The following is a 12,115-nucleotide window of genomic DNA, read 5'->3' as shown; positions in this document are numbered from 1 at the left end:
CAGCCGGCGGTCCAGGTCGTGGTGCTTGGCGAGGGCGTCGTTGCGTACGTTCGCCGGCTCCAGCTTGACCAGGTCGCTGATGCGTTCCACCTGGGCGCGCAGCTCTCGCAGGCGTGCGGCCAGGTCGGCGTCGGCCGGGTCGAGCGCCAGCTTCGCGCGCAGGCTGGACGCCAGGGCGTCGGACAGTTTGCATGCCTCGGGCAACGAAACTGCGAGCGAACCGCCCGCCGCGCCGGCGTCCAGCCCGCCCCAGATCAGCGAGGAGATCCGCTCGATCTCCTGCTGCCCGACGCGACCGGAGTCCCAGGTGACCAGGATCAGCTCGTACCGGTCCGAGACCGCCTTCCAGACCGTCATACTGAGCACCACGTCGGAGCTCAGCGCTTCACCGTCCGGCGAGTGCAGGGCAGCCTGGTCCAACTCGTCCAGCTCGGCCTTCCGCCGATCCCGCCACTCCCCGAGCGCCCCGAGAAACCCGAGCAACTCCGCCGCCGGAACACCGCTCCCCATCTTCCCGGGCGCCGGCGGAGCCGAAACGGTCGGCGTACGAACCGTCATCGGATCACCGGCCGTAGGCAGGTGTCGGCGGAGCCTTCAGCGGGCCCAGGTCAGGAGCAAGCCACTTGTTGTACGAGTCCATCCATTCAGGGCCCGCCTTCATCTGCGCGAGGACACCGTTGACAAACCTCACGAAGTCCACGTTGTTCTTGTTGATGCCGAGACCGTAAGGCTCGTTGCTGATCCGCTCGTTGAGCACCTTTGCGTACGGGTCTTGCGCGGCGTCGCCGGCAAGGACCGTGTCGTCGCCGCTGATGCCGTCTGCTTTACCCTGCTGGAACAGCACGAGGCACCCAGTGTCCGTGTCGGCCGTGACGGGGTTGATCTGCGGGTTGGCCTTCTTGAGGTTGTCCAGGCTCGTCGAGCCGGCCGGGGCGCAGATCGTCTTGCCGGACAGGTCCTTCAGTCCCTTGGCCGCGGAGTCGAGCTGGACGAGCGTCTTCTGGCCGGAGCGGTAGTACTCGGCCGAGAACGCGATCTGCTTCCAACGGTCGCAGTTGATCGTCATGTTCCGGGCGACGATGTCGACCGTGTTGTTCTGCAGCACCGGGATGCGTTGTGGGCTGGAGATCACCCGCAACTCGACCTTGTGCGGTTGGCCGGGCGCCGGTTTGCCGAAGATCGCGTCTGCGACCGCGTTGATCATGTCGATGTCGAAGCCCTCGATCTGTCCGCTGATCGGGTTCCGGGATCCGAGGTGCAGGCTGTCCGCGGACACTCCGGCGATCAGCCGGCCGCGGGCCTGGATCTTCGCCATGGTCGTGCGGGGCGTCATCTGCATCGGCGCGGGCAGCGGGTCGTCGGGGGCGTACGACTGCAGCTCGGTGGTTTTGTCACACGGCGCTGCCGGCGGCGCGGGTGCGGCGGTGGTGGGCTGCGGCTCGGCCGGGATCTGGGTGGCTGCGTAGTTGCCGGAGCTGCAGGCTGTCAGGAGGAGGGCGGTGGCGGCGGCTAGGGGGATCAGTTTTTTCATCGGTACTCCTCCAGGCGCTGCGACATGCCCCACGCGACCAGCAGTGCGGCCGCGATGCCGATCGGTACGCCGAGCCAGCCGATCGGTGGGAGGCCGTTGCGGGCGTCCTTCAGTTCGGACTGCACCGCCGTACTCGTCTTGGTGAGCTGCTGGTTGGATGCGGTGTCGAACGCGCCGAACGTGTCGACCGAGCTGTTCGTCTTGTCGCTGCCGACGGCCATCGCGACGGCGCCGTCCCAGTTGCCCTTGTTGGCGTCCTGGTCGCGCACCTTGCCGTGGATCGTCTTGTAGCTGCTCCACTTGCTCTGCAGGTCGGTGCCGGTGCTGCCGAGCTTGCTGAGCTGGTTGTCGACCTCGGTGGCGGACGTGTTGTACGCCTTGTCGAAGTCGTCGCCGGAGCCGCGGGCGATCAGCGTCAGGCTCTCGTTCGAGCGGGCGTCGTACGCCGCGATCCGGGCCCGGGACAGGGCCAGCGTACGTTCGTACTCCGAGTTCCGCGTGTTCTTCGCGGAGCTGGACGCACTGGCGAGCGCGATGCCGCCGACCGCGGTGGTGAGCAGTACGAGGACGGCGCCCACGGCGATCGGGACGTTCAGGTAGCGGTGCGTACGGCGGGCCAGCCAGCGCAGCGTGATACCGAAGACCACCAGGCTCAGCAATCCACCGACGAGGACCCAGATCGTGCCGTAGCTGATCCCGTCGAACTCGCTGTCGACGCGCTTCTCGTTCGCCTGGACCAGCGCCTTCACCAGCGGCAGTGAGTCGTTCTGGAGTACGGAATTCGCGTCCTTGAGGTACTGCGAGCCGATCGGCAGGCCCTGGCGGTTGTTGGCACGGGCCTGCTCGATCAGGCCTTCGTAGGTGATCAGGGTCTTGTTCAGCGCGCCGAGTACGTCGCGGTCGGCCGGCTGGGCGGTCGCGGCCTCGGCGATCAGCCCGGCGGCCGCGGCCAGCGAGTCGACGAAGTGCTGGCGCTGGCCCGGTGGCTCGAGACCGCCGACCAGGAAGGCGTTGGTGGCGTCGGCGTTCGCGCTGACCAGGTTGGTGTGGATCGCCTGGATCCGGACCAGCTGGGCCGCGTTCGCCTGCGCGCGGCCGAGGGCGCCGTCGGACTGGCTGAACCCCTGCGCGGCGGCGAGCCCGAACACCACGCTCATCGCCGCGGCGAGCAGGAGGAACGCGCGCATCCGGCCCGGCGTACCGTCGAACCAGCGGGCGATCGCCCCGCGCCTGCCGGGGACGGGCGCGGCCGGCGCCTGCTGCGGCAGGCCGTTCGGCGGGCCCGGCGACCAGGTCGCGGGCGGCGCACTCTGCGTCTGTGTCACGCCTGTTCTCCTTGCTCGTTCCGTTCCGCGACCTCACCCGGTACGTCGGCCGGGTCCGTCGGGTCCGTGGCGGGTTCCGCCGGGTCGTCCTCGTCGGTGAGGTCGGCGGCGAGGATCTGACGCAGTTCGTCCTTGGTCGGTGCCGTCACGTCGCGCAGGCGCCAGGCCTGCCGGCCGATCGCGGCCTCCAGTACGTTGCGGGCGAACCGCCCGTTGCCGAACGAGCTGTCCCGCGCCGTACCCGCGAGGATCTCCCGGAACTCGTCCAGCGCCTCCGGGAGCAACTCGTAGTCGGCCGCGCCGGCGAGCCCGGTGAGAATGTCCGTGAGCTCTTCGTCGCTGTAGTTCTCGAACTCGATCGTGGTCCGGAACCTGCTGGCCAGCCCGGGGTTCGCGGCGATGAACGCCTGCATCGGCTCCGGGTATCCGGCGACGATCACGACCAGGTCGTCGCGCCGGTCCTCCATCTCCTTCACCAGCGTGTCGACGGCTTCCCGCCCGTACTGGTCGGCGCCCGTGTCGCCGGCGGTCAGGCTGTAGGCCTCGTCGATGAACAGCACCCCACCGGCCGCGGACTCGACCACCTCGGCCGTCTTCGTCGCGGTCTGCCCGAGATAACCGGCGACCAGCTCCGACCGGTCCACCTCGACCAGCTGTCCCTTGGACAGCAGCCCGAGCGCTTTGTAGATCCCGCTCACCAGCCGCGCGACGGTCGTCTTCCCGGTCCCCGGATTCCCCACGAACACCAGGTGCCGCGTGATCGTCGCGTTCTTCAGCCCGGCCTCGGCCCGCAACTTCTCCACCCGCAACACCGCAACCTGCCGATGCACCTCCCGCTTGACCCGAGCCAACCCCGTCAGCTCATCAAGCTCACCCAGCAGTTCTTCGACGGTCTTCTCGGGTTCCGGAGCCGGCTTCTCCTCAACAGGTTGTGCCTGTGGTTGTGGCTGTGGCGTCGTACCGACCTGCACCGGACGTGCACCTGCAGCTTGCAGTTGTGCAGCAGCTGCCACCGAGGCGTTCCCGACGACCCGCATGGTCGGTTCGCCCAGCGTGCATGCCGCTGACGCCAGCTCCGCGAGGGCTTCGGCGTACGCCGCCTTCTCTGGAGAGCCTGTGGTGATCAGCTCGGTCAGTACGGCGGTGGGCGCGCCCCGCCAGCGCCGACCGCGCACAGCCGCATCGAAGAAGTCCTGTGTTGTTCCACCAGGTACTGCAGCAGCCCAGTCGGCTGGTGCGCCCGGAGCAGACTCCGCCAGCGCAGCGGCGAGCGAGAGCGCCTCCGTACGTGCCCGCTCCTCAGCGACACCAGCACGAGCTGCAACTGCCAGCAGCGACGACAGCGCCTCCGGTAGTCCCCCCGTGCCGCTCATGAGCCTCCTCGTCCAGGTGGTGGTGCCAACGGTCCGGCCGGTCCAGCCGGTCCAGCCGGTCCGGCCGGTCCCAGATCCGGTGGTGGGGTCGACTCGATCGGGCCGAGCGCCAGGCCGCCGCCGGTGGAGCCGGTGCCGAACTTCTCCTGCAGGAACCGGCCGTGCGTGATCAGTGCCGCCGCGTCGGCCCGGTTCACCGCGTCGAACACCTTGTCCATCGTCGCCGCCAAGAGGTCCAACTGGTCGATCAGGATCATCAGCGACGTCTTGCCCCTGTCGACCGGCCGAGTGTCCGCCCACTGCCGCGGCAGCCGCAGGTACCCGCCGATCGCGTCCGGCAGGTAGTCCGTGCAGGTCGCCATCACGGAGTACGCCTGTGCACTCCCGCCGAGGTTCCCGAGCCGCGGGATCGTCTCCCGTACGACGCGAACGACCCGTCCGACCCGCGACGCCACCACGGCCGGTACGGCGCCACCCGCGACCAACTGCTCGACCCGGACCAGCGCCGCCAGCAGGTCGTCGTTCGTCGGCGGCGCCGGGACCAGGGCAGGCTCGGGCTCCTCCTTGCGACCGGTCAGCCGCGCGAAGAAGTCACCGAGCGCCATGCAGTTCCCCCACGTGAGACGTAGATCAGCGACCGAGGTTCAGGTCGAGGCTGCCGTGCACGACCTGCTGGTTCTGCTGCGCGACCCGGTCCAGGTACGAACGCGACTTGGTCACCTCGTTCTCCAGCGTGCCGATCGTGGCGGCCATGTTGTCGAGCGCCTCGCCCTTGAACGTGTCGATCGCGTCCATGGTCGCGTAGATGTTCGCGAACGCGGCCTGCAACTGCGGCAGCCCGATGGTCGCGGACGCGGCCTGCTGCTGGATCGCCACCGAGTTGTCCTTGAGCATCTGCGACGTGCGCTCGATCATCCCGCTGGTGGTGCTGTTCAGCGCGGTGATCTGGTCCAGCACGAGCTTCTGGTTGCCGAGCGCCTGCGCGACGATGACCGCCGTACGCAGCGCCGAGACCGTGGTGGTCGACGCCCGGTCGACGCCCTTGATCAGCTCGATGTTGTTCTTGATCACGATGTCGATGGCCAGGTAGTTCTGGATCGACACGGCCAGCTGGGTGAGCAGGTCCTGGTGCTTCTGCCGGACGTAGAACAGCACGTCCTCGCGGAACGCCTTCGCCTTCTCCGGGTTCGTCGCGTCCAGCTCGGCGATCGCCGCGGACAGCCGCGCGTCCAGGCGCTCGGCGACGTACACGTACTGGTTCAGCCGGGTCATCGCGTCCCAGAGCTGCTGCTTCTCCAGGTTCAGCGCGGCGTTGTCCTTGCCGAGCTCGTCCTGGCCGTTGCGCAGGCTGTGCAGGATGCCCTCGAGGTGGCTCTGCGCGCTCTGGTACTTGCGGAAGTAGTCCTCGATCTTGTCCCCGAACGGGATCATCCCGAGCAGCTTCTTCGGCCCGGTGGCTTCCTTCGGGTCCAGGTCCTCGACCGTACGGCGCAGTTCGAGCAGCGTCTTGCCGACCGTCGAACCCTCCGACAGGCCACCGCTCTGCAACGCCTTCACCGGCGACTGCAGCAGCCGGTTCGAACTCTCGGCGGCGGCCCGGATGTCGACGTCGCCCATGCTGCGCACGTCACTCGCCTTGGTGGCGAACTCCGGCGACCGCGGCTCGGCTGCCAGCAACCCGGTCAGGAACGCGTCCACCTTGCTGTCCAGCCCCGGCAACGCGGCCGGGTCGACGGCCGGCGCCATACTCGGCGCGGCGGTCTCGGCCACCGGCTGTGACGGCGGCGGCGCGGTCAGTATCAGCCCCGGCGCGGTAGCCGTCGGCGGCTGCAACGGCGCGGCAGCCGGCTGCGCCGCGGCCGCACCTGCGGTGTTATCTGCTTCGGTCATCGTCGTTCCCCTCCGGTGGCCTCCGCGAGGCGTCCCCGCGCCCGCGCCCTGTCACCTCCGTGACGCGCACACAATCTAGTCGGTTCCAGGTCCCGGTGTTAGCTGCGGCGGTAACTGACGAACGCGAAGCCGTCGTGCGGCTCGCGGGCCGTCTCGGTCCAGGCGGTGGGGTCGAGCTTCGGGAACGTGACGTCGCCGTCGGGGGATTGGGCGACCTCGGTGAGTTCGAGGGTGCCGGCGTACGGGAGGGCCTGGCGGTAGATGTCGCCGCCGCCGGCGACGTACAGGGTGCCGTCGTACGTCAAGGCGTCCTCGAGGGTGTGGACGACGTCGACGCCGTCCGCGGACCAGTCGGGTTGCCGGGTGACGACGACGGTACGGCGGCCGGGGAGCGGGCGGCCGATCGAGTCGTACGTCTTGCGGCCCATGATCAGCGTGTGACCGAGGGTGAGCTGTTTGAAGCGCTGCAGGTCCTCACGGATCCGCCAGGGCAGGTCGTTGTCCCGCCCGATCACACCGTTCCGTCCGACCGCCGCGATGAGGATGATCGTCATACCGCGATGGGGGCCTTGATGCCGGGGTGTGGGTCGTAGCCGACCAGCTCGACGTCGGCGATCTCGTAGCTGTCGATCGAGTCGCGCTTGGCGAGCTTCAGGGTGGGCAGCGGGCGGGGCTCGCGGGTGAGCTGCAGGCGGGCCTGGTCCAGGTGGTTCAGGTACAGGTGCGCGTCGCCGAGCGTGTGCACGAAGTCGCCGACCTCGAGTCCGGTCTGCTGCGCGACCATGTGGGTGAGCAGCGCGTACGACGCGATGTTGAACGGCACGCCCAGGAAGATGTCGGCCGAGCGCTGGTACAGCTGGCAGGACAGCCGCCCGTCCGCGACGTAGAACTGGAACATCGTGTGACACGGCGGCAGCGCCATGTCGTCGACGTCCGCGACGTTCCACGCGCTGACGATGTGCCGCCGGGAGTCCGGGTTCTGCTTGATCGCCGCGATCAGCTTCGCGATCTGGTCCACGTGCCGCCCGTCGGGCGTCGGCCAGGACCGCCACTGGTACCCGTACACCGGGCCCAGCTCGCCGTTCTCGTCGGCCCACTCGTCCCAGATCGAGATGTTGTTCTCGTGCAGCCACTTGATGTTCGTGGAGCCGCTGAGGAACCAGATCAGCTCGCCGATCACCGACCGCAAATGCAGCTTCTTCGTCGTCACCGCCGGGAAACCTGCGCGCAGGTCGTACCGCGACTGGTACCCGAACACACTCAGCGTGCCGGTCCCGGTCCGGTCCCCCCTCTCGGTCCCGTTGTCCAGCACATGCCTCAGAAGATCCAGGTACTGCTGCATGCCGCCAACCTACCTCCACACCGCCACGGCGCAGGCCAGGCCTGCCGCTTTCCGGAACAAAACCGGCAGTATCTGACGAATTGTTTCCGGAGAATCGGGGCGGCGACGGCGAGGTCGCAGGTGCTGAGAGACTCGGGTCCGTGGAACAGGTGCTGACGCTCGTGGTGCGGGTGGAGAAGAACGCGCGACCGTCCCAGACGGACGCGTTGGAGACGGCGGCGCGGGCGGTGCTGGCGATCCTGGCCGACGAGCGTTCGTACGGCGAGGGCGAGTGGGCCGGGGCGATGACCGCCTGGCAGGACCACCGCATCCGCAAGATCACCAAACGCGCGCGCGGCATCGAATGGCGCCGCGCCGAGGCCCTCCCCGGCATCACCGTCACCGGCACGGGCGCAGGAGGGTCCGCGGAACCGGCCACGGGCGCAGGAGAGGCCACGGGCGCAGGCGAGGCCGCGGGCGCCGGAGGGGTCGCGGAGCCGGGCGTGGGGGACCGCCCGGGCCGGGGTGTGCCGGCCGAGGTGCGGGTGTTTCCGCCGACGGGAGTGGACGACGTACCGCCGGAGCTGTTCAAGCTGCAAGTCAGTGGCACCGACTTCGAGGACACCGCGGAGCTCCCGCCGCTCAAACCCGGCGTGCCCGTCCTGTGGATCAACCCGGCGCTGGAGATGTCCAGCGGCAAGGCGATGGCGCAATGCGGTCACGCCGCCCAGTTGGCCTGGTGGGCCCTCCCCGACAGCGCCCGCAAAGAGTGGCAGGCAACCGACTTCGCCCTCGCCGTCCGCACCGCCACCCCCGCCCACTGGACCGAACTCCTCAAGACCGACCTCCCCGTGGTCCAGGACGCCGGCTTCACCGAGATCGCCCCCGGCTCCAAGACCGTGATCGCCGATCACCCTCAGCTCAAGCGGTAGCCGACGGCTGAGCGAGTAAAGCTTTGGCCTGTCGCCTCCGCACTGCGGCAGTCTGATTCCATGAGCCAGCTGCCGCTCCTCCCACGCGCGTCGCCGTCCACCGCCGGCATACATGCCGCAGGCGTGTCGGCGCTGCTCGACCGGCTCGAGGAAGAAACGATCGAGTGTCACTCGCTGATGGTCGTGCGGCACGGACAGGTCGTCGCGGAGGGTTGGTGGGCGCCGTACTCGGCCGATCGGCCGCATCAGCTGTACTCGTTGACGAAGTCGTTCGTCTCACTCGCGGTCGGCATCGCTGTCGACGACGGGCGAATGAACCTGGAGGACCGCGTAGTCGACGTTCTCGCCGATCACGCGCCCGAGTCGGTGCCGGCCCGGGTCAAGGAACTCACCGTCCACCATCTGTTGAGTATGTCGACCGGTCACTCCGAGGATGTTCTGGAGGCGGCGTGGACACTTGAGCCACAGGACCTGGTGCGCGGCTTCCTGCGGATTGCCCCCGACATGCAGGTCGGGTCGCGCCACGCGTACAGCAATCCGACCAGCTTCGTCCTGGCCCGAATGGTCGAGCGGGTCACCGGCCAGGGTCTGCCGGAGTTCCTGGCCCAACGGTTGTTCCGTCCGATGGGCATATCGGGCGCGGAGTGGGATCGCGTTGGCAACGGGCTCACCTTCGGCTTCCACGGCCTGTACCTCACCACCGAAGCAGTGGCCGCCGTCGGTCAGTTGTTACTACAAGGCGGGCGTTGGCGAGACCGGCAACTGGTGTCGCAGCAGTGGGTGGAGTTGGCCAGTCGGCAACACGTGGAGACCCTTCAGTTCGAGGACAATTCCCGGGCGCCGGACTGGCTGGAGGGCTATGGGTACCACTTCTGGCGATCGCGGTACGGATACCGGGGAGACGGTGCCATGGGCCAGCTGTGTCTGGTCCTGCCCGATGTGGACGTCGTGGTAGCGATCACCGCGGCGACCCCGAGGATGCAGGGCCTGCTCGATGCGGTCTGGGATTGTCTTCTGCCGAGCTTGAACCAGCACGGATCGCCGGAAGACGATCTCGTGCTCGCCGATCGTCTCGGACGTTTGGCCCTCCCGATGACCACTGGTGAGCATCGGCCGCAAACCTCCGCCGGTGGAGTCGTCGACGCCTGGACCGAGGGGTCCGCCCTGCCGCCAGGCTCTTCGATCACGATCGAGCCCAGGCCCCGAGGTTGGTCACTGCGGATCACCACAGAAGGCGCAGCCCTCGACATCGCCGTTGGCAACGGACAGTGGCAGGAGAGCGCGCCGCTCGGACGGCCGGTCGTGGCGGTCGGCGGTTGGGACGGCGACGTGTTCCTCGCCGACCTGTTCGTCATTACGAGTCCCAGCCGGGTACGCATCGCCGTCGACAAGAGCCGGGCGACCGCCAGCTGGAACATCGTGCCCCTGGTCGGGCCGAACCTGCTCCACCAGTTGCGGTCGGGCCTGATCACACGCCCAGACCGCTCGTGAGCTGATTGCTACCGGATGACGCGGTAGTGCAGGTGGGTGACGCGGTTGCCTTCGATGACGCGTGGGTTGTCGAGGAGGACCTCCGGGCCGACGTAGTCGCCGAAGAACCTGATGCCGGTGCCCAGCAGGGCGGGGACGAGGTTGTAGGAGAGCTCGTCGACCAGGCCGGCCGCCAGTGCCTGGCCGGTGAGGTTGCCGCCGGTGATGCTGATGTCGGCGTCGCCGGCGTACGCCTTCGCCTGGGCGACGGCTTCGTCGACGCCGTTGACGAACGTGAACGGCGCGTCCGGGAACGGCCAGTCGGTGGGTGGCTCGTGGGTGACGACGAAGACGTGGTCGCCGTTCGCCGGTACGCCGTTCCACCCGTTCGTGATGTCGAACAGGTGCCGTCCGATGATGCAGGCGCGTACCTTCGGCCACGTCGAGCGGATGTACTCCGCACTCGCCGCGCCGAGGTGGAACGCCCGGCCCGGGTCCGTCCCGTACACCTCGACCGGGCCGTTGTTGTACCAGTCGAACAACGGCCCGACCTGGTCGTCAGGGTCCGCGACGAACCCGTCCAGTGACACCGCCGCGGTAGCGATGACGTTGCCCACGGCTACTTCACCACCCGGTACGTCAGGTGCTGCGCCGCCGGGGTCGACACGGCCTCGATCAGCTCCAGCCCGCACCCGGCCGACGGCTCCGCCGGGAAAAGCGGAGTCCCGTCGCCGAGTACGACGGACGCCACGTGCAGCCGCAGTACGTCGGCCAGCCCCTCCGCGAGTACTGCGTGGCAGATCTGGCCGCCGCCCATCACCACAACGTCCTTGCCGCCGGCAACTTCCCGCGCCTGGGCGACCGCTGCCGCCGGACTGTCCACGAAGCGGAACCGGTCCCCGAGCCGGGTTCGTTCGGGCGGGTTGTGCGTGACGACGAAGATCGGCGGGTTGACCTCGCCCGACGGCTGCGCGCCGTACCCCATCTCGTCGCTCCATCCGTCCGGCGCGTCGATCACGTCGAAGAGGTTCCGGCCCTGGATGACCGCGCCGGTCGCGGTGAACGCGGCGTCGAGCACCGCCTGGTCCGCGTCGTTGCCGTGGAAGACCCAGTCGTGCACCGCCTCGCCGCCGTCACCGAGCCCGTTGCCGACGCCGGCGTTGGGCCCGGTGACGTACCCGTCGAGCGACATCGAGATGTCGACGATCACCTGGCTCATGACGCGGCCTTCGCGAGCAGCTCGGCGAGCCGGTCCATCGAGTCGTGGATGCCGTTCTCCATGCCGTACTCGATCGACTGGTCGCGGGCCTCGACCGACGGGAACACCGACTGCTGGTGCAGCCGGACGCCCTTCTCGGTCGGCTGCAGGGTCATCTTCTCCAGGCAGACCTCGCCCGGCGCGCCTTCCCACTCGAAGGTCTGGATGACCAGCTTGTCCTGCTCGACGGCGTGGAAGACGCCGCGGAACGCGTACTCACCGTTAGCGTCGCGGTGCACGTAGCGGTACTTGCCGCCCGGGCGTACGTCGTACTCCTCGACCGTCGCCTCGAGGTCGCGCGGGCCGAGCCACTGGGCGACCAGGTCGCGGTCGGTCATGATCCGGAACAGCTGTGCCGGGGTGCCGTCGAAGTCCCGGGTGATCTCGACGAACGGGGTGCCCGCGGGAGTGTTGATCGTGGTGCCGCTCATGACTCTTTCTCCTCTTTCTCCTGGGTGCTGTGCAGTAGTGCTTCCATCCGGCGGAAGCGGCGTTCGGTCTCGAGCCGGTACTCGTCGATCCAGCTCGTCAGCGCCTCGAGGGCGGCCGGTACGAGGTGGCACGGGCGGCGCTGGCCGTCCCTGGTCCTGGTGATCAGCCCGGCGGCCTCGAGCACCTGGATGTGCCGCGACACCGCCTGCTTGGTGATCGGGAACGGTTCGGCCAGCTCGTTCACGGTGGCCGGACCGCGGGACAGCCGCGCGATCATCGCCCGCCGGACCGGGTCGGCCAACGCCGCGAACGACCGATCGAGCTGATCCTCGTCAACCGCCATCTTTATCAACCAATCCATTGATCAACCGATGTGTTGAATATAGGCATGGGTGGCAGCCGGCGTCAACCGGTCGGTTTTAGCAACTCTGGTTGACAACGTTTGGTTGTCAACCTAGGTTGCTTATATGACGGAGTTGGTGGATCCCGAGGACCCGGCGGCCGGACTGGCGGCCGTGGTCGCGTTACGCCGGCTCGCCGACCGGCTGGAGGACAGCCAGGTGGAGCGCGCGATGCGGGCCGG

At 68.5% G+C, this 12,115-nt stretch carries 13 protein-coding genes and 1 pseudogene; 2 read left to right on the top strand and 12 right to left on the bottom strand.

What is annotated here, in order from left to right:
* The 8 genes and pseudogenes from VFF46_RS23160 to VFF46_RS23125 all read right to left on the bottom strand — a co-directional run.
* Nucleotides 1–558 (bottom strand): annotated as a pseudogene (locus tag VFF46_RS23160) (hypothetical protein); the annotation flags it as partial.
* 4 nt (nt 559–562) lie between these two features.
* Entirely contained in the window at nt 563–1,531 is a 969-nt protein-coding gene (locus tag VFF46_RS23155; RefSeq protein WP_325039290.1) for a glutamate ABC transporter substrate-binding protein, read from the bottom strand.
* Complete coding sequence (locus VFF46_RS23150; RefSeq protein ID WP_325039289.1) at nt 1,528–2,856, bottom strand: hypothetical protein; 1,329 nt, start codon at nt 2,854–2,856, stop codon at nt 1,528–1,530. Before VFF46_RS23150 ends, VFF46_RS23155 begins: the two co-directional genes overlap by 4 nt.
* Entirely contained in the window at nt 2,853–4,229 is a 1,377-nt protein-coding gene (locus VFF46_RS23145; RefSeq protein WP_325039288.1) for an AAA family ATPase, read from the bottom strand. The genes VFF46_RS23150 and VFF46_RS23145 overlap by 4 nt, the downstream gene beginning before the upstream one ends.
* Nucleotides 4,226–4,834, bottom strand: a complete 609-nt coding sequence (locus tag VFF46_RS23140; protein WP_325039287.1) for a hypothetical protein — start codon at nt 4,832–4,834, stop codon at nt 4,226–4,228. Before VFF46_RS23140 ends, VFF46_RS23145 begins: the two co-directional genes overlap by 4 nt.
* Nucleotides 4,835–4,859: 25 nt before the next feature.
* Nucleotides 4,860–6,119 (bottom strand): toxic anion resistance protein, encoded by a 1,260-nt coding sequence (locus VFF46_RS23135; RefSeq protein WP_325039286.1) that lies wholly within the window; start codon nt 6,117–6,119, stop codon nt 4,860–4,862.
* 98 nt (nt 6,120–6,217) lie between these two features.
* Complete coding sequence (locus VFF46_RS23130) at nt 6,218–6,673, bottom strand: dihydrofolate reductase (RefSeq protein ID WP_325039285.1); 456 nt, start codon at nt 6,671–6,673, stop codon at nt 6,218–6,220.
* On the bottom strand, nt 6,670–7,461 hold the full coding sequence (locus VFF46_RS23125) for a thymidylate synthase (protein WP_325039284.1): 792 nt from the start codon (nt 7,459–7,461) through the stop codon (nt 6,670–6,672). Before VFF46_RS23125 ends, VFF46_RS23130 begins: the two co-directional genes overlap by 4 nt.
* A gap of 140 nt (nt 7,462–7,601) precedes the next feature.
* Between VFF46_RS23125 and VFF46_RS23120 the strand changes: the two genes are divergently transcribed.
* Both VFF46_RS23120 and VFF46_RS23115 read left to right on the top strand, forming a co-directional pair.
* Nucleotides 7,602–8,372, top strand: coding sequence for an aminoacyl-tRNA hydrolase (locus tag VFF46_RS23120; protein ID WP_325039283.1), 771 nt, complete (start codon nt 7,602–7,604; stop codon nt 8,370–8,372).
* 60 nt (nt 8,373–8,432) lie between these two features.
* Entirely contained in the window at nt 8,433–9,863 is a 1,431-nt protein-coding gene (locus VFF46_RS23115) for a serine hydrolase (RefSeq protein ID WP_325039282.1), read from the top strand.
* An 8-nt stretch (nt 9,864–9,871) separates the two neighbouring features.
* On the opposite strand, the gene VFF46_RS23110 is transcribed toward VFF46_RS23115, so the two are convergent.
* The 4 genes from VFF46_RS23110 to VFF46_RS23095 are packed head-to-tail and all read right to left on the bottom strand — an operon-like array spanning nt 9,872 to nt 11,875.
* A complete protein-coding gene (locus VFF46_RS23110) occupies nt 9,872–10,459 on the bottom strand; it encodes a dihydrofolate reductase family protein (RefSeq protein WP_325039281.1) in 588 nt (195 codons plus the stop codon).
* Nucleotides 10,460–10,461: 2 nt separating this feature from the next.
* A complete protein-coding gene (locus VFF46_RS23105; RefSeq protein WP_325039280.1) occupies nt 10,462–11,061 on the bottom strand; it encodes a dihydrofolate reductase family protein in 600 nt (199 codons plus the stop codon).
* Nucleotides 11,058–11,531, bottom strand: coding sequence for an SRPBCC domain-containing protein (locus VFF46_RS23100; protein WP_325039279.1), 474 nt, complete (start codon nt 11,529–11,531; stop codon nt 11,058–11,060). Before VFF46_RS23100 ends, VFF46_RS23105 begins: the two co-directional genes overlap by 4 nt.
* A complete protein-coding gene (locus VFF46_RS23095; RefSeq protein WP_325039278.1) occupies nt 11,528–11,875 on the bottom strand; it encodes a metalloregulator ArsR/SmtB family transcription factor in 348 nt (115 codons plus the stop codon). Before VFF46_RS23095 ends, VFF46_RS23100 begins: the two co-directional genes overlap by 4 nt.
* Nucleotides 11,876–12,115: the final 240 nt, after the last annotated feature.

The sequence above is a fragment of the Kribbella sp. genome, from assembly GCF_035655035.1.
In the GTDB taxonomy this organism is placed as follows: domain Bacteria; phylum Actinomycetota; class Actinomycetes; order Propionibacteriales; family Kribbellaceae; genus Kribbella.
Note: the sequence above shows the minus strand (reverse complement) of the source record. Positions and strands in the feature narration are given on the sequence as shown.

What these genes read in the sequence shown, in the direction of transcription:
- VFF46_RS23135 (WP_325039286.1), bottom strand. Translation starts at nt 6,119, where the DNA reads ATGACCGAAGCAGATAACACCGCAGGTGCGGCCGCGGCGCAGCCGGCT.
- VFF46_RS23130 (WP_325039285.1), bottom strand. Translation starts at nt 6,673, where the DNA reads ATGACGATCATCCTCATCGCGGCGGTCGGACGGAACGGTGTGATCGGG.
- VFF46_RS23145 (WP_325039288.1), bottom strand. Translation starts at nt 4,229, where the DNA reads ATGAGCGGCACGGGGGGACTACCGGAGGCGCTGTCGTCGCTGCTGGCA.
- VFF46_RS23140 (WP_325039287.1), bottom strand. Translation starts at nt 4,834, where the DNA reads ATGGCGCTCGGTGACTTCTTCGCGCGGCTGACCGGTCGCAAGGAGGAG.
- VFF46_RS23100 (WP_325039279.1), bottom strand. Translation starts at nt 11,531, where the DNA reads ATGAGCGGCACCACGATCAACACTCCCGCGGGCACCCCGTTCGTCGAG.
- VFF46_RS23105 (WP_325039280.1), bottom strand. Translation starts at nt 11,061, where the DNA reads ATGAGCCAGGTGATCGTCGACATCTCGATGTCGCTCGACGGGTACGTC.
- VFF46_RS23115 (WP_325039282.1), top strand. Translation starts at nt 8,433, where the DNA reads ATGAGCCAGCTGCCGCTCCTCCCACGCGCGTCGCCGTCCACCGCCGGC.
- VFF46_RS23125 (WP_325039284.1), bottom strand. Translation starts at nt 7,461, where the DNA reads ATGCAGCAGTACCTGGATCTTCTGAGGCATGTGCTGGACAACGGGACC.
- VFF46_RS23155 (WP_325039290.1), bottom strand. Translation starts at nt 1,531, where the DNA reads ATGAAAAAACTGATCCCCCTAGCCGCCGCCACCGCCCTCCTCCTGACA.
- VFF46_RS23095 (WP_325039278.1), bottom strand. Translation starts at nt 11,875, where the DNA reads ATGGCGGTTGACGAGGATCAGCTCGATCGGTCGTTCGCGGCGTTGGCC.